Origin of the sequence: Gilvimarinus polysaccharolyticus (assembly GCF_001187555.1) — a bacterium.
Taxonomy (GTDB): Bacteria; Pseudomonadota; Gammaproteobacteria; order Pseudomonadales; family Cellvibrionaceae; genus Gilvimarinus; species Gilvimarinus polysaccharolyticus.
On sequence record NZ_LFIJ01000001.1, the window covers coordinates 1,406,448 to 1,421,359 of the forward strand.

Here is a 14,912-nt window from a genome sequence, read left to right on the forward strand (position 1 = left end):
TCACCAGCTATCTCTTTGAATTGTTTAGAGTTAATACAAATTGAGGGGTATTTGTTCAAGTGCGATAAATTATTAAGTTTTTTAAACGTAGGGGTTGACGAAATTGGGGAGGCTCTATAATATGCGCCCCACTTCCAGCAAGGAAGTTACTACTCCGCTTTAGCTCAGTTGGTAGAGCAAATGACTGTTAATCATTGGGTCGCTGGTTCGAGCCCAGCAAGCGGAGCCAAATAAGACAAAGGGGCTACTCAGAAATGGGTGGCCCCTTTTTCGTTGCGTAACACAATAATAAGTACTTTAAGATAAGCGCTGAATTAGATCACATCAGCCACGGCATTAAAGATGGCGATGGTGCTGTGCAGAGACAGGTAGCCTGTTTGCCTGCTATTTAAATATACGACCACAACCACACTAAAGGTCCCGCTATGTTTGATGTAAATAACTATTTTGAAGGCAACGTTGCCTCTATCGCTTTTAAAGGCGAAAAACTGCCCGCCACCGTGGGCGTTATGGCGCCCGGCGATTACGAGTTTGGCACCAGCCAAAAAGAGTATATGAGTGTTATTAGCGGCGCCCTAACCATTAAGCTACCCAATAGTGATGAATGGGTCACTTATCGCGCAGGCGAAGCCTTTGAAGTGGAAGCCAACCAAAAGTTTGGCGTTAAGGTTGCGCAAGATACCGCTTATATGTGTTTGTACGAGTAAAAACTTCGCAACCAATGAAGTAAGCGAATAGACCGTCAATCAACGCGCAGCGCAATCTTCCCAGCGCTCGCGTTGATGACTTAAAAAATCCTCTAACTGCGCCAGTGCGCAGCTTTTACTGCCCAATACGTGGTGCCCTATTGCTTTAAATTCGGTCAATTGGCTTGTAGGCCAACGGCTGTGTAATTGGCGTGCCCAACTGACTGGGGTGATGGGGTCAAACTCGCCGGCCAATAATGCCACCCGCGCGGGCGGCCTAGGCAGTGTTAGCGGTGGGCCGGCGGGCCACTGGTGGCAGATTTGCCCCTGCCACATACCCTCTAGGTACGGCGCCAGTTGCGGCTGACGGGCTACCGCGGCGCGATATTCTTGCTGGCTGCCTAAACGGTTATCGCGGCAATCGACGGCCATAAAAGTAAAGCTGGTTACCGCGTCGGAAAAAGCCTGCGAGACAAACAGTTGCATCAGCCGTGCGAGCGGTGCTCTATCACGTGACTCTATTGCCGCCAGCGCATGGATAACATCGGCCCAGCGGTGGCGATGGTAGCTGGCGGCAAATACCGCGGCGAGTAAGCGGTGATCATTAACCACCACGCGGCGGGGTAAACCTGCCAGCCGCACATCCACTTGCATAGGTGTTTGCCGCAACAGTTTTAAGCTGGCAAATAATGTAGCTTGGATAGCATCGGCATGAATGGGGGCGGTAAAGCCTTGGGCTTGCCAGGCGTCCTGGCAATCTTGATCGCCACTGCAGGCGTGGTAAAAACCGTTTAGGGCGCGAGCCAAGGTGTCGGGCCAGTCTATTAGGCCGCCTTGCTGTGGTGGATAAACAGAATCTAGCACGAGCGAGGCGATAACCGGGCCGCCCTGCCCGCTGACTTTAACGGTGTCTAGGGCTAGAGCTAAACGCGAACCGTAGGACACGCCAAGCACATGCCAACGTTTGATACCCAAGGCGAGGCCTAACTGATTAATATCGGTGGCGCTTATAACGCTGCCATAATGCGCAGGGTTAAAGCTGGGCATGGCGGTTAAGCAGGCATTAAGTACGGTTTGCGCCTCGGCCCACTCTTGCTGCAAGCTGAGGTTGCGCCCTAGGGCTTTACGGCTAAAGCTCTCGTAGCCGTGGCACACTGGGCGCGGTTGGCTGGCGCCGGTGCCGCGCCGATCCAATAAAATCAAGTCGCGCCGCAAGCCGGCATAGTCGCGCCAAGCGCGCCAGCGCTGTAACCCAGCGCTGTTATTAATGTCGGCACCAGCGCCTGGGCCACCCTGTAAATACAGTAGCGGTGTGGCTTGTTTGTCTTGTGCTTGGTAGCGAATAATCACCACTGGTAGGTTAAATTGGCCATCGGTGGTATGCCACAGGCCACAGGTTAGATCGGCAGCATCTGACTCACAAGGCTGCGGTTGCCACGAGCCGGGCATTACTTTGTTGGACGCGGCAGTAGGCGAATCAAGCGTGGCGAGCGTTAATAACCACCAAGCTGTTAGCAAGGCTGCAATACCTATCGCCAAGCCCCAAACAACACCGCGCTTTAGCAGGCGGGCCATGCCAAACTCCACGGCTCTAGCATTGCTGGCTCGGCCATTAGCTGGCTAAAGGTTTCATCGCCAAAATAACGGCCAGTGCTTGGCAACCGAGTAAAGCGCAGGTACTGTCCATCAATAACAAAGCCTATGGAATAGGCGTGCAAATACAGGCGGTCGGATGCTTGGGCACCATATAAAGTATCGCCTAAAATGGCTGAACCAACGCTTTTAAGGGCGACACGGATTTGGTGGGTACGGCCAGTGGCAGGCTTAACCATAAACAATCGCCGACCTTCGCCAAGACTGCGACTGATAAAAGCGGTGCGCGCCGGGTTGCTACGCTCGCGGGTTAACATCCAAGCGCCTCGGCGGGCATTGCTCATGTCCCCCACGACTGCCCCCTGTTTTTTACGAGGTTTTTTAGCGCTGATGGCTAGATAGTATTTGTCGACTTGGCTATCGCGAAACTGCTGGCACAGTTGTTTGTTGGCCTCGGCGGTTTTAGCCATCACCAACAGGCCCGAGGTGGGTTTATCCAGTCGATGTACCGGGTACAAGCCTGGGCATGTCTGCGTTAACGTGGCAAATAAGCCAGCCTCGCCCTGCTCTGAGTGAAAGTTCGCCCCGGCGTGTTTATCAATCACCACTACCTGATCAGACTGCCAGACAATATCAAACATAGTTATCCTAACTGCACGGCAAGCTCAAAAATAGCCCACAAAAGAGGCCCATATTACCGTAAAAAGTATAACGACGCTGGTTAAGAGCGAGATCAACTAAGCAGCCCATAGCCATAGAAACTGATGCTGCTACACTAAGTGCAGGTGTTCGCCGCCAACATAACGGGATACGCTCGGCCGCAGCGTTAGCATAGAGGGACCTAGTTACGTTGCTAAGCCTGAGTTACCTGTGAGTGTTCACTCGATACTCCACCACGATCCGACTATGCACGCCCTAGCTCCGCGTGTTTCGGTGCACAAAATACCGGCAGCGTTAGACGCTGCAATGACGGCGGCGAACACCTCTCCTTCTTATGCTCTAAGTTTGTTCTTACTTGTCGCAACTGTCTTGTCGCAACGGTGCAACAGCCATTTTGCTAACCTCTTTACTACCCCTTGCGGCAAGCTTTATTAGCCACTACGCAAACCTTCTTGGCTTTGTAGGTATCGAGGCTGCGGGTTATTGGCGCTTGAGTCGTAGAGGATGGGGATGGGATGGGATGGGGATGGGGATGGGGATGGGGATGGGTGATATGCAAACCACTTGCGAGGCTTAAAGCAAGCGACTTTGCACCTGCCGCCATTACATATTAACCCAGCTAGATAACGCGGTAAGCTGAAAACGATGTTCGCCTTTACGCATAATAACGCCGCTTTCGGTGATGGTTTCTAGGGTTAAATCGCCTAGCTTTTGCCCCTCGCGCAGCGTCTGATTGTTAATCATAACCTCGCTTGTATCGTTGCGGCGAAACGTGTGCGCGGTATAGATCAAGGTCGGAATGTCGTTTTGTACTGCCAGGGGTAAATCGCGAATCGTTGCAATATTAGGCTGCGCTGCCGCCGTGATTTGCGCTGGCGTCACTTGTACACGGGGGGCCACTGTCTCTGGTGGTTCGTCGGGCGGCGGCGTGCGATACAACTGCGCCACTTCATCATCGACCACTGGTTTTTTAGCACTCGCAGATGGCGCGAGCTCGGGGCGCTCTGCAACGCTTAGTGCAGATGACGCCTGACTACTAGACGCCTGAGTACCAACCGTTACTTGAGCTTTTGCAGCATTTTCCTTAGCAGCTGGTGCGCGAGCAATAGCCGCCGCAGATATGGCGCTGGATTGAGCCGAGCGTATTTGTACCGGCTCCGTGACATTGGTTATAACCGGTTCAACGTCATTACGCTCAAGTATCAGCCAGATTAGCGCCATTAACAAAACCAATAGCAATAACACGCTGGCGCTTATCCAGGGCCATAATTTTTGGACCGGAGCCTCCGCTGGCGAGTGCAGTGCATCAATCCCCGGCACGCCATGCGGTTGTTGTTGGCGCTCGTGATCGGCTTTGCGCAGTGCATCAAGAATTAACGACATGCTTAAAACTCCTGCACAGGTTTTAACGTGGCATCAATACCCAATCGCTCGTTAAGTTTAAGTAATGTTTGCCGGCCAAGTATGCCATCGGCGGTTAGCCCCGCCTGGCGTTGAAATATTTTTAATCTTTGGGTTAATGCCTGGTTAAAGCGGTCATTGGTTAAGCCGCGCGGCTGACCATCTAGAGCGGCAAACTGCTCGGCCAACCAGCTGACCATTTGCCCTTGATCGCCTTGACTGATGGCACCCACATAACCGGCTGGCTTGTGCCAAACATAAAATACCGCACCACTCCAACGCCTGCCAAGCTCGCTTAAAGGTATAAGTACTTGCTCGCCATCGGCGGTTATAAGCATCGCGTTGTTTTTGCCAATCCCTGTTAATACCGCATAAGCGGTGAATTTATCGGGAGTCGTTAAGGTTAATACCAACGGCCGATTTAACTCGCGCAACTCGGACCAAGTATTCAATTTATGCGCTTCGCATTGAACATTAGTAACCTTAGTTTGCCAGCAGGGATTACCGTCATCGGTGGCCACACCTAAGTGTTCAAAAAGCGTTTGTTGGGCCTCTTGCAGCCGTGCAAATTCGGCAACGGGGGTTTCTGCTGCAGCGCTAAGCTCGAGCTGGCTTTGAGTGACCTCTGTATTTACAGCGCTGTTACTGTTATGGCTGACATTACTGTTATCACGATTGCTGGCCGAGGCTGGCCACAGCAGCCACAATAGCACGCTAATAGTCGCCACCAACGCCAATGCCAACCCCCACACCAGCCAACGGCGTAAGTCTTTTGTCGGTTCGTCCAAACTACCGACAACTTCACGCCGCGCCAGACGAAAAGTTGCGTTATCGACGCGCTGCTTATTGTGTCCGTACAAGCCAACCAGCGCGCGCTCGCAAAGAATATTAATACGCCGAGGAATACCGCCGCTAAAGTGATGGATTTTTTTAACCATTGGACGCGGGAAGGGATTGCGATCTTGCGTTAACCCGGCGACTTTTAAACGGTGCGCAATGTAGGCTTCGGTTTCGGCCAGGGTTAACGGTGATAAATGAAAGCGCGCGGTAATACGCTGCGCCAATTGACGCAAGCGTGGCTGCGATAACAGCGTATTTAACTCGGGCTGGCCAACTAAAATAATCTGCAACAGCTTTTTAGTGTTGGTTTCAAGGTTGGTTAGTAGACGAATTTGCTCCAGCGCATCGGCCGACAACAGTTGCGCCTCATCAATTAACAGTACCGTGCTGCGGCCTTTTCGGTGGTTGTCCAGCAGATATCGATACAGTGCATCGGTGAGCGACTTAGGGGTGCTTTCACCGGCCGCACACTCAACACCAAGCTCATCGCAGATCATGCCCAGCATTTCTGGCACTTCGGCCATGGGGTTAAACACCATGGCAATATCGGTAAGCTCGGGTAATTGCTCCAGCAGCGAGCGAATAATAGTGGTTTTACCGGTCCCCACCTCGCCGGTTAATAATACAAAGCCGCCGCCACGCACACCATAAAGTAAATGCGCCAGCGCCTCTTTGTGCTGATCGCTCATATACAGGTAGCGCGGGTTAACTGCGATAGAAAACGCGGGCTCTACCAAGCCGAAGTATTGATGGTACATAAAAACCTATTATGTTGGCTTAATATCGAGGCCTGATCATACCTTGTCGCATCCGCTGTGCCTATCGCCTGAGGCTACCCCTTAACCACATGGGTCTAGCCCTTAACCACCTCGGTCTAGCCCTTAACCAGTAGCGCCATGGTTTCTAGGTGTGCGGTTTGCGGAAACATCTCCATCACCCCAAAACGCTGTAACCGATACCCGCGATCAACCAAAATTCGTGCATCACGCGCAAAGGTAGCAGGATTACAAGAGACATAAACGATACGCGCGCGCTTAAGTGTGCCCAGCTGCTCGCATATTTCACGAGCACCATCGCGCGGTGGGTCCAATAAAACGGCATCGGGACGGCCAGCTTTGTGTATCAGCTTATCAATCGACGATTGACTCAAGTCGGCGGCGATAAAATCTAGATTGTTAAGGCCCGCAGCAGTGGCGTTTTCGCGCCCACGCGCAACCATTGCCTCTATCGCCTCGACCCCGACAACCCGACCGGCCAATTGCGCTGCGGGTAGCGAGAAATTACCTACGCCACAAAATAAATCCCACATTAACTCGCTTTGCGACAACCCCAGCCAATCGATTACCTGGGCCACCATTTTTTGGTTAAGCGCTGGATTTACCTGCGTAAAATCGGTGGGGTGAAAACCAATAGTCAGTGGCTCCTGATCGGCTGTAGCCGTTTCTAATTGATAATATAAACGCGGATCCACTGGCGCATTATTTAAATCGGTGAGGGATTTTTTATCGCTGCTTGGCTGTAAAAATACCTGCCAGTGATGTTCATCGGCAATTTTTTGCAGTGCCTGACGGGCATCATCGGTTAATGCGCGAATCACCCGTAAAACCAGCGCGCAGCGCTCAGCCGCCGCCACTAACTCAACGTGGGTCACGGCTAGCACTTTAAAATGCGTCAACCAAGTGGCCAAAGGGGCCAGCGCCGTCTGCAGCGGTGGCTGCAGCACAGGACACTCGGACAGAGCTACTAATTGCTTGTCTCCTGCACGCCGAAACCCCAAGCTTAGCTCGCCATTTTTGGCAAACTGCACCCCAAGTCGTGCTCGGGCACGATAACCAAATTCGCTTGCGGTTAAGGGCGCGACAACTTGCTCGGGCGCGAGGCTGGCAAAGCGCCGCAACTGATCGAGCACTGTGTACTGCTTAGCGGTTAGCTGATCGGGCCCACTTAAATGCTGCAACTGGCAGCCACCGCACTGACCAAAATGGACACAGGCGGGAGCTTGACGCTGCTCACTGGGGTTAAGCACCTCGAGCAACTGGGCCTCACTGTAGCGGCTTAACTGCTGCACCACTTTGGCAACTACACGCTCGCCAGGCAAGGCGCCACTGACAAAGATGATCTTGCCCTGCTGCCGGGCAATACCGCGACCGTCGTGAGCCAAGGAGTCGATCTCAAGAGTGAGCGGCGGCCCCAGTGGTACTTGGCGCTTGGGTTTAGGCCGTTGTCGACCGCGTGCGGGGGCTCGCCGGCTCATTGCGGGGTTACTGCAGCAAATAGGCCCGACGACAAATAGCGATCACCGCGATCACAAATAATAGCCACGATCACGGCGTTTTCTATTGTTTGGGCCAACTCTAAGGCTGCCGCCACAGCACCACCCGATGATACGCCGCAAAATATCCCCTCTTCACGGGCTAGCGCCCGCATGGTTTGCTCGGCCCGGAATTGGCTCATACTCACGATCTGATCCACTCGTGAAGCATCGTAAATAGAGGGTAAATAAGCTTTTGGCCAACGTCTAATGCCGGGAATGCTGGCGCCATCATCAGGCTGTAAGCCGATAATATTAACCGCTGGATTTTGCTCTTTTAAATAACGCGAGCACCCCATAATAGTGCCTGTTGTGCCCATAGAGCTGACAAAGTGGGTAATGCGCCCGCCGCTCTGCTGCCAGATCTCGGGGCCTGTGGTTTGGTAGTGCGCTTCGGGGTTGTCCAAGTTGCCAAACTGATCGAGCACTTTGCCCTCGCCACGGGCTTGCATCTTCAGGGCTAAATCGCGCGCGCCCTCCATGCCCTCCGCTTGGCTCACTAAAATCAAGCGGGCACCATATGCTGTCATAGACGCCTTGCGCTCGGCGGTGCTGTTATCTGGCATGATGAGGGTTAAGGGGTAGCCTTTAATCGCCGCCACCATCGCCAAGGCGATGCCGGTATTGCCGCTAGTCGCTTCAATTAAACGATCGCCGGGGGTGATATCGCCGCGCGCTTGGGCATTTTGAATCATCATTAATGCTGCGCGATCTTTTACTGAGCCGGCGGGGTTATTACCCTCCAGCTTTAGCAGTAACGTATTGCTACTCTCGCCCAGTAATCGCTGAACCCGCACCATTGGGGTATTGCCCACGTACGTTTCAATGGTTGGGAAATTCATGCTTACCTCGCCGCTAGACAAAACTCTCGAGCGCCGCGCTTGCAGCAGCCCATAAAAGCCGTCTATTCTACTCGGCAAATGAAACTCGGGAAACAGGTGTTAATCCTCCTTTAAGCCCGGCCGCCCACAAATTTGACGAATTACAGCTCTCAATGAAAACAAGCAGCATTAAAACCGAGATATGGCGGCTTATCTTGCTTCCCACATTCTGCCTCGCGATGCTATTGTCTGCGACATTAAGCTTTTTTTATGTCGCCAAAGTTAATGATTTTGTTGCACAACACGGGCTGTTACTGAGCGAGAAAACAGCGCATCTGGTACATATTGCTTTAAACAATAACCAACCGGAGGTACTTGAGAGTTTAATTCAGGCCACTTTAGACGAGCCGATGGTACGTGCGGTTCATATATACAACGCCAGCACCGAGCAACACCTGCATCGTGGACCACGATTTAATATCGACAACACGGCATTACTCGCCAACACCTCTGACAATCAAATGATCCAAACCCGCGAGGGCTACCGGTTTCGTCATCCGATTATCACGGGAAGTAAGCAACAAAACTTAGGCTGGCTAGATATAGAGCTAACACTCAGCTCATACCAAGTAAATATTTATCAAATATTATTTATTATTTTTGCCACCACAGCCAGCGGCTTACTGCTTGCGGGGTTTCTTGCTAAAAGGCTGCTGCGCAATATTGTTGAGCCGCTCACCAACATTCAGCAAGTGATTGATCGGCTGAGCAAAGGCCATTTGGATGTTCGCCTAAAAGACAATATTGCCGCTGAATTTAAGCAGCTGGGCGACACCGTAAATACCATGGCCGATGCACAAGAGCATGCGCAAAAAAATATGCAGCTGCACATTGATGAATCAATGGAAGAGTTACAAGAGACATTAGAAACCATTGAGATACAAAATGTTGAGCTCGATCTAGCCCGTAAAGAGGCACTGGCAGCAAGTCATATTAAATCTGAGTTTTTGGCAAACACCAGCCATGAGATTCGCACACCATTGAACGGCATTATTGGATTCACCAACCTTGCACTAAAAACCGAGCTCAATGACGATCAAAAGAAATATTTACAAACCATTCACAACTCCGCGCAAAATCTGACAAGCATTATTAATGATATATTCGACTTCTCTAAAATAGAGTCAGGCAAGCTCGAACTTGACTACACATCAATGTCATTACGCGCTCTAGCCGAAGCCTCTGTTGCTACGTTTGCATTTGAGACGCAAGAAAAAAACCTGCAAATTGTCACTATTATCGACAACAATATACCGCCTCAGCTTATGGGCGACCCACAGCGCTTTAACCAAGTACTGGCAAACTTATTAAGCAACGCAATTAAGTTTAGTCAGCGCGGCACCATTTGTATTGAGTTTACACTCGAAAACTTTATTGAAAACCAAGTCACCATTAAGGCATCGGTTAAAGATGAAGGTATCGGCCTTAACCAAGAACAACAAGCACAACTATTCTCGGCATTTTCTCAGGCAGATTCATCAAACAGCCGCAAACACGGAGGTGCCGGTCTTGGGCTTGCCATATGCAAAGGTTTAGTAGACCGTATGCAGGGCGAGATAGGTGTCGAAAGCCAACCCAATAAAGGCGCACAATTTTGGTTTACCGCGATACTGGGGGTAGACCCTAATTATGCCGCCAGCGAACAAAACACCTTAAAAAACAAACGCATCCTGATCTGTTGCGAAAACCCATTATACTATCGCCAGATCGAGAGCTTAGTGGGCAGCTGGCAAGCTAAAACATTATGGCTCAATGCAATACACGATATTTTTACGCACCTTCGTACCGAGCATTTAGCCGGCAGAGAGCAGAACTTAGTTATTATTGATATCGCCCCCGACGAACGAAAATTTCCACCGGTATTACTGGGCAACATCGCAGAACAATTGGCTTTAGAGTTCTCATGCAAAGTGATAGTTTGCTGTAGCAACGCTCATCTAGACATTTTTAGCCAGTACGACAACAGTAAATCGATTGAATTTGTGACTAAACCAATTATTCAATCAAACTTATTAAACGCCATAAGCCACAGCTTAGATGTCAGGCTCGAAAGCGAAAAACTGACACAAGACGAGGCCGCCAGAGCACAAACAAAAATCTTACTGGTTGATGACAACAATGCAAACTTACAACTTACCACTGAGCTTCTGCGTGATTTAAATGTAACAGTCACCCAAGCCAGCAGTGGCGAACAAGCCGTTAGTTTATTTTCCGCCGGGGAGTTTGATTTAATCTTTATGGACATTCAAATGCCAGGCATAGACGGCATGGAAACCACCCAAATCATCCGCGAGCGCGAGACAAATCACAATCGGCGCACTCCTATTATCGCCCTAACCGCCCACACCCTCAGCGAATATAAAACCGATCTATTAATAGCCGGCTTAGATGACTGTATTCGAAAACCGGTTTCCGAATCCCAGCTGGCACAAATGCTTAACCGCTGGACCGGTTTAACTTTTTCTCAACATCGACCAACACCTGCTCCAACAACCGAAACAAAATCATCCGATGAGCCCAGCAGCCCGGTCAACATTGCGCAATGTTTAGCTCTAGCCAATCACAAAAAAGATCTAGCCCGCGACATGCTGGCAATGCTGATTGACAGCTTAGAGGCTGAACAACTAGCGTTCAATTCCGCCTATAAGGCGCAAGACTTGGCAGCACTGCAAGATCAGGCCCATAAACTTTACGGCAGCAGTTGCTACACGGGGGTACCACATTTACGCAGCATTACCGGCTTGCTAGACAAACTCCTAAATACCGGACAAACCCATGATTTAGAGCCAACGATGATCTGCTTAAACAACACAATAAACCAGTTAAAACAGTGGGCTAAGGACCGAGATATCGACGCTGCGTTTGGGCTTACTAAGAGAACAACTGACGAGACTTAAGCGGTTGATCGCCTAACAGTGGGCGCAATAAAAGTCGGCAAATTTGTTTTGCGGTTTTTTTTGTATCTGGCAACAGGTACTGATCGTTGGCAATATCCAACAAACAAGCACCAGAGTATAAATTGTCTGTCGCTCCGGGGGCCGCCGAAATAAACCCCTCTTGTACATCAAGGCGATACCAAGCATCGGCCTCGAGTGTCGCGCCACTGTAAGCATCGCAATGCCAATCTATACCGTACCCCAGCTCTTGCAATAATTGTTTTTCAAACCGCCGTAAGACCACCTCAACATCAAGGTCACTGGCAAGGGCGCGAAGCGCATCAGTATAATTTCGAAACAAATCTGGACAACTATCCCACTCGGACAACACCCGCACCAATAGCTCGTTAAGGTACAAGCCAGAGAAGAGCCTTAGACCCACCAAATTTAACCGATACTCGGTACTTTCAAGGGCAACTAACAACTTGAGTGACCCTTTACCCTGAAACGAGACGAGCAGTGGAATAAAAGGATTTATAAGTGGACGCTGATTGTTTTTACCCCGACGAACACCTCGCGCCACTACGCACACACGACCGTAATCGGGGGTAAAGCAATCAACCAGAAAACTAGTATCCCGATACGGGCGGGCATGCACAATGAAAGCCGGCTGCAACTCTACACGCTGCATCAGTTTAAAGGTCGTCGTAGCCTAGACTGCGCAGTGCGCGGTCATCATCCGACCAGCCAGACTTGACTTTAACCCAGAGATTAAGCATGATTTTAGTGTCGAGCAATTTTTCCATATCGAGCCGAGCTTGCTGCCCAATCTGCTTAATACGGTCACCTTTATTGCCAATCAAGATACGCTTTTGCCCTTCTCGCTCAACTAAAATAACCGCGCCTATATGCAAGGTTTTACCTTGTTGCTCATACTGTTCTATTTCTACCGCCATTTGATGCGGTAATTCATCACCGAGTTGACGGGTAATTTTTTCACGGACAATTTCGGCCACCATAAAACGCGCCGAACGATCGGTAAACTGATCCTGATCGAACATATGCATCCCATCTGGGATGTATTTCAAAATAATGGTTTCCAATCGGTCAAGGTTAGTGCCACGCAATGCCGACAACGGAATAATCTCGGCCACACCTAGCCGCTCAGATAACGATTGCAAGTGCGGTAGCAACTGATTTTTATCTTCGATCATATCAATTTTATTAACCACCAGAATGATGGTCGAACGAGAATTTTCTAGCTGACGTGCAACCAGCTCATCCTCTTCATTCCACACCAGTCGGTCAACCAGAAACAGGACCAAATCAACGTCCTTCATGGCGGCGCCGGCGGCACGATTCATATAGCGATTAATAGCGCGAGGCTCGTGCTTGTGCAGCCCAGGGGTATCGACAAAAATAATCTGATCGGCGCCTTCGGTTTTTATACCGGTAACATTATTACGGGTCGTTTGCGGCTTGCGCGAGGTAATACTGACCTTTTGCCCCAGCATATGGTTCAACAGGGTTGATTTACCCACGTTAGGTCGACCAACAATGGCGACATAGCCACATCGGGTTACAGGTTGGTCACTCATGGTTAAACTCCAAGACGCTTAAGGGCCTGTGCGGCAGATTTTTTTTCGGCGACTCGGCGGCTACTGGCCCGCGCTCGCTCTGGGGTATCCAATAAAGATACGTGACACTCGACGGTAAATACTTGCGCGTGCGCCTCACCTTCTACCTCGGCAACGCGGTAATCAGGCAAGGGGGCTTGCCGGCTTTGCATGTATTCTTGTAGTCGAGTTTTTGCATCTTTAGCTGGGGTGTCAAGCGACAACGCATCGAGTCGCGGCTGATACCAAGCCAGCACTCGAGCACGGCAGGTTTCCATACCCGCCTCTACATAAATTGCGCCGATAATTGCCTCTACCGCATCGGCCAAGATTGAATCGCGGCGCTGTCCGCCACTTTTCATCTCACCCTCACCCAGTAACAAGCATGGGCCTATGTCAAACTCGCGGGCGATCTCGGCTAACGTCTCGCCTTTTACCATTTGCGCACGCAGGCGGCTTAGCTGACCTTCACGCGCCTCGGGAAACATATCAAACAGCGCCTGACCAATACTAAAATTTAAAATCGAGTCGCCTAAAAACTCTAGCCGCTCGTTATTATGTGCGCCCACGCTTCGGTGGCTTAATGCTAAGCGCAAGCGATCGCTGTTACTAAAAGTATAACCCAGCCGCCGCTGCAGACGTTCAAATAGAATATCGTTCAAGTTACTATTCCGCAGCTTTACAGCAATCGTCGGGATTATCGCTGTCGAGTACATTCTTAAATCTCAAAACTAAATCGATGTTAGCGATAAGATTAACCCGTGATTCATACTCGTTAATCACCAACACATTACGACTATTGCGAACTACCTCTATCTGTTTAGACCCTTCACTCCGAACATTATTAATAGAGTAATAACGACTCATAGCTTTTTTTATTTCTTTCGTACTCATTTTAGCGAGATTGGGGTTGTCAGCCCCCAAGGCTTTTAAACCGGCGACATTGTAATAATTTTCCACATATTCCGGCACCACTTTAAAAGCAAACAGTGCTAAAAATGCCGAAATAATCAACACCATCAGCATCGATATAGCCGTAAGACCAGATTGCTTCATGTTTATTCGCATAACATTCCTCTGCGCGCAGCGCTTTGCAATTACACTATTTACGATCGACATCAAAAGCTCAACTTACCACCCTAACACCGTTTTAATCGATCGAGCCTGCCCGATCGAAACTTGGCAAACTCAGTAATGATTCCCAGTGCATCCAGATTACAACGGCCTTGCCGACAATGTTTTTCTCGGGCACGAAAGGGTCATCCCAGCCACGGCTATCAAAACTGTTATCGCGGTTATCACCCATCATAAAGTAGTGCCCCTCGGGGACAACCCAGGTGCCCCGCACACTGTAACGGCCAGGCCGAAGGTATTTACGGGCGGTAAACTCATGCTCGCCAATAGTTTCTTGTGTTAAGCGAAATTGCGGTTGGCCGGCCGGCAGCACCGCTTGCAACTCCTCAGAGATCGCTTCGCCATTAACCGTTAACTTATGATTAATATACTCAACTTTATCGCCGGGCAAGCCAATCACCCGTTTAATATAGTAAGTGTCAGGTAAGTGCGGTGGGAAAAACACCATCACATCGCCTCGTTCAGGCTTACTAACCGGTATGATTTGCTTGTTGATTACAGGTAAACGTACACCATAGGCGTACTTATTCACCAAAATAAAATCACCGATATCAAGCGTCGGCTCCATCGAGCCCGATGGTATTTGAAACGGCTCGACTAAAAATGAACGCACCACAAACACCAAAAGTAACACGGGGAAAAACGACTTACTGTACTCAACCAGTACCGGCTCACGGCTCGCTTGGCCAATGGCCTGCTGATAAAGCCCTTCGTCTGGGGTCGATTCAGCCTTCTCGGCATCAGCTTTCTCAGTATCCGTTTTATTGCTCTCATCGCGTTTGAATTGCGCATTTACTGCAGCAATCTTTTTTCGACGCGGACGCGCCAAAAAAACGATGTCGTAGAGCCAAATAATGCCGGTAATTAATACACCCAGCGATAAAATTAAAGGTAGATTTATATTATCCATAAGA

Annotated in this window: 14 protein-coding genes and 1 tRNA gene; 4 read left to right on the forward strand and 11 right to left on the reverse strand. The window is 50.1% G+C overall.

The window, feature by feature from the left end; genetic code table 11:
* The first annotated feature begins 153 nt into the window (after positions 1 to 153).
* Positions 154 to 229 (forward strand) — tRNA-Asn (locus tag GILYN3_RS06075).
* A 196-nt stretch (positions 230 to 425) separates the two neighbouring features.
* Entirely contained in the window at positions 426 to 707 is a 282-nt protein-coding gene (gene ppnP / locus GILYN3_RS06080; protein ID WP_049722012.1) for a pyrimidine/purine nucleoside phosphorylase, read from the forward strand.
* A gap of 39 nt (positions 708 to 746) precedes the next feature.
* Here ppnP and GILYN3_RS06085 read toward each other — a convergent pair whose 3' ends face one another.
* Both GILYN3_RS06085 and GILYN3_RS06090 read right to left on the reverse strand, forming a co-directional pair.
* Entirely contained in the window at positions 747 to 2,261 is a 1,515-nt protein-coding gene (locus GILYN3_RS06085) for an alpha/beta hydrolase (protein WP_049722013.1), read from the reverse strand.
* A complete protein-coding gene (locus GILYN3_RS06090; protein WP_049722014.1) occupies positions 2,246 to 2,920 on the reverse strand; it encodes a pseudouridine synthase in 675 nt (224 codons plus the stop codon). Before GILYN3_RS06090 ends, GILYN3_RS06085 begins: the two co-directional genes overlap by 16 nt.
* A gap of 413 nt (positions 2,921 to 3,333) precedes the next feature.
* Here GILYN3_RS06090 and GILYN3_RS16615 point away from each other — a divergent pair, with 413 nt between their 5' ends.
* Positions 3,334 to 3,516: a hypothetical protein gene (locus GILYN3_RS16615; protein WP_198147289.1), complete on the forward strand. Its 183-nt coding sequence runs from the start codon at positions 3,334 to 3,336 to the stop codon at positions 3,514 to 3,516.
* Positions 3,517 to 3,542: 26 nt separating this feature from the next.
* Here GILYN3_RS16615 and GILYN3_RS06095 read toward each other — a convergent pair whose 3' ends face one another.
* The 4 genes from GILYN3_RS06095 to cysM all read right to left on the reverse strand — a co-directional run bounded on the left by GILYN3_RS06095 (position 3,543) and on the right by cysM (position 8,333).
* Positions 3,543 to 4,322: a general secretion pathway protein GspB gene (locus GILYN3_RS06095; RefSeq protein WP_049722015.1), complete on the reverse strand. Its 780-nt coding sequence runs from the start codon at positions 4,320 to 4,322 to the stop codon at positions 3,543 to 3,545.
* Between the two features lie 2 nt (positions 4,323 to 4,324).
* Positions 4,325 to 5,938: an ExeA family protein gene (locus tag GILYN3_RS06100; RefSeq protein ID WP_049722016.1), complete on the reverse strand. Its 1,614-nt coding sequence runs from the start codon at positions 5,936 to 5,938 to the stop codon at positions 4,325 to 4,327.
* Positions 5,939 to 6,054: 116 nt separating this feature from the next.
* On the reverse strand, positions 6,055 to 7,434 hold the full coding sequence (gene rlmD, locus GILYN3_RS06105) for a 23S rRNA (uracil(1939)-C(5))-methyltransferase RlmD (protein WP_049722017.1): 1,380 nt from the start codon (positions 7,432 to 7,434) through the stop codon (positions 6,055 to 6,057).
* A complete protein-coding gene (gene cysM, locus GILYN3_RS06110; RefSeq protein ID WP_049722018.1) occupies positions 7,431 to 8,333 on the reverse strand; it encodes a cysteine synthase CysM in 903 nt (300 codons plus the stop codon). The genes rlmD and cysM overlap by 4 nt, the downstream gene beginning before the upstream one ends.
* Before the next feature lie 224 nt (positions 8,334 to 8,557).
* Here cysM and GILYN3_RS06115 point away from each other — a divergent pair, with 224 nt between their 5' ends.
* Positions 8,558 to 11,269, forward strand: coding sequence for a response regulator (locus GILYN3_RS06115; protein WP_198147290.1), 2,712 nt, complete (start codon positions 8,558 to 8,560; stop codon positions 11,267 to 11,269).
* Here GILYN3_RS06115 and recO read toward each other — a convergent pair.
* The 5 genes from recO to lepB all read right to left on the reverse strand — a co-directional run bounded on the left by recO (position 11,244) and on the right by lepB (position 14,908).
* Positions 11,244 to 11,939, reverse strand: coding sequence for a DNA repair protein RecO (gene recO, locus GILYN3_RS06120; protein WP_049722020.1), 696 nt, complete (start codon positions 11,937 to 11,939; stop codon positions 11,244 to 11,246). The two genes, GILYN3_RS06115 and recO, sit on opposite strands and share 26 nt — an antisense overlap.
* 4 nt (positions 11,940 to 11,943) lie before the next feature.
* Positions 11,944 to 12,846 carry a GTPase Era gene (era, locus tag GILYN3_RS06125; RefSeq protein WP_049722021.1) on the reverse strand — a complete coding sequence of 301 codons (903 nt, stop codon included), beginning with the start codon at positions 12,844 to 12,846 and terminating at the stop codon, positions 11,944 to 11,946.
* Positions 12,847 to 12,848: 2 nt separating this feature from the next.
* Positions 12,849 to 13,526, reverse strand: coding sequence for a ribonuclease III (gene rnc / locus GILYN3_RS06130; RefSeq protein WP_049722022.1), 678 nt, complete (start codon positions 13,524 to 13,526; stop codon positions 12,849 to 12,851).
* 4 nt (positions 13,527 to 13,530) lie between these two features.
* A complete protein-coding gene (locus GILYN3_RS06135) occupies positions 13,531 to 13,920 on the reverse strand; it encodes a DUF4845 domain-containing protein (protein WP_198147292.1) in 390 nt (129 codons plus the stop codon).
* 94 nt (positions 13,921 to 14,014) lie between these two features.
* Positions 14,015 to 14,908 carry a signal peptidase I gene (lepB, locus tag GILYN3_RS06140; protein WP_049722024.1) on the reverse strand — a complete coding sequence of 298 codons (894 nt, stop codon included), beginning with the start codon at positions 14,906 to 14,908 and terminating at the stop codon, positions 14,015 to 14,017.
* Positions 14,909 to 14,912 lie beyond the last annotated feature (4 nt).

Bases quoted from the DNA above. Each gene is read 5' to 3' on its own strand.
- ppnP (WP_049722012.1), top strand. From the start codon at position 426: ATGTTTGATGTAAATAACTATTTTGAAGGCAACGTTGCCTCTATCGCT.
- GILYN3_RS06085 (WP_049722013.1), bottom strand. From the start codon at position 2,261: ATGGCCCGCCTGCTAAAGCGCGGTGTTGTTTGGGGCTTGGCGATAGGT.
- GILYN3_RS06090 (WP_049722014.1), bottom strand. From the start codon at position 2,920: ATGTTTGATATTGTCTGGCAGTCTGATCAGGTAGTGGTGATTGATAAA.
- GILYN3_RS06095 (WP_049722015.1), bottom strand. From the start codon at position 4,322: ATGTCGTTAATTCTTGATGCACTGCGCAAAGCCGATCACGAGCGCCAA.
- GILYN3_RS06100 (WP_049722016.1), bottom strand. From the start codon at position 5,938: ATGTACCATCAATACTTCGGCTTGGTAGAGCCCGCGTTTTCTATCGCA.
- rlmD (WP_049722017.1), bottom strand. From the start codon at position 7,434: ATGAGCCGGCGAGCCCCCGCACGCGGTCGACAACGGCCTAAACCCAAG.
- cysM (WP_049722018.1), bottom strand. From the start codon at position 8,333: ATGAATTTCCCAACCATTGAAACGTACGTGGGCAATACCCCAATGGTG.
- recO (WP_049722020.1), bottom strand. From the start codon at position 11,939: ATGCAGCGTGTAGAGTTGCAGCCGGCTTTCATTGTGCATGCCCGCCCG.
- era (WP_049722021.1), bottom strand. From the start codon at position 12,846: ATGAGTGACCAACCTGTAACCCGATGTGGCTATGTCGCCATTGTTGGT.
- GILYN3_RS06135 (WP_198147292.1), bottom strand. From the start codon at position 13,920: ATGAAGCAATCTGGTCTTACGGCTATATCGATGCTGATGGTGTTGATT.
- lepB (WP_049722024.1), bottom strand. From the start codon at position 14,908: ATGGATAATATAAATCTACCTTTAATTTTATCGCTGGGTGTATTAATT.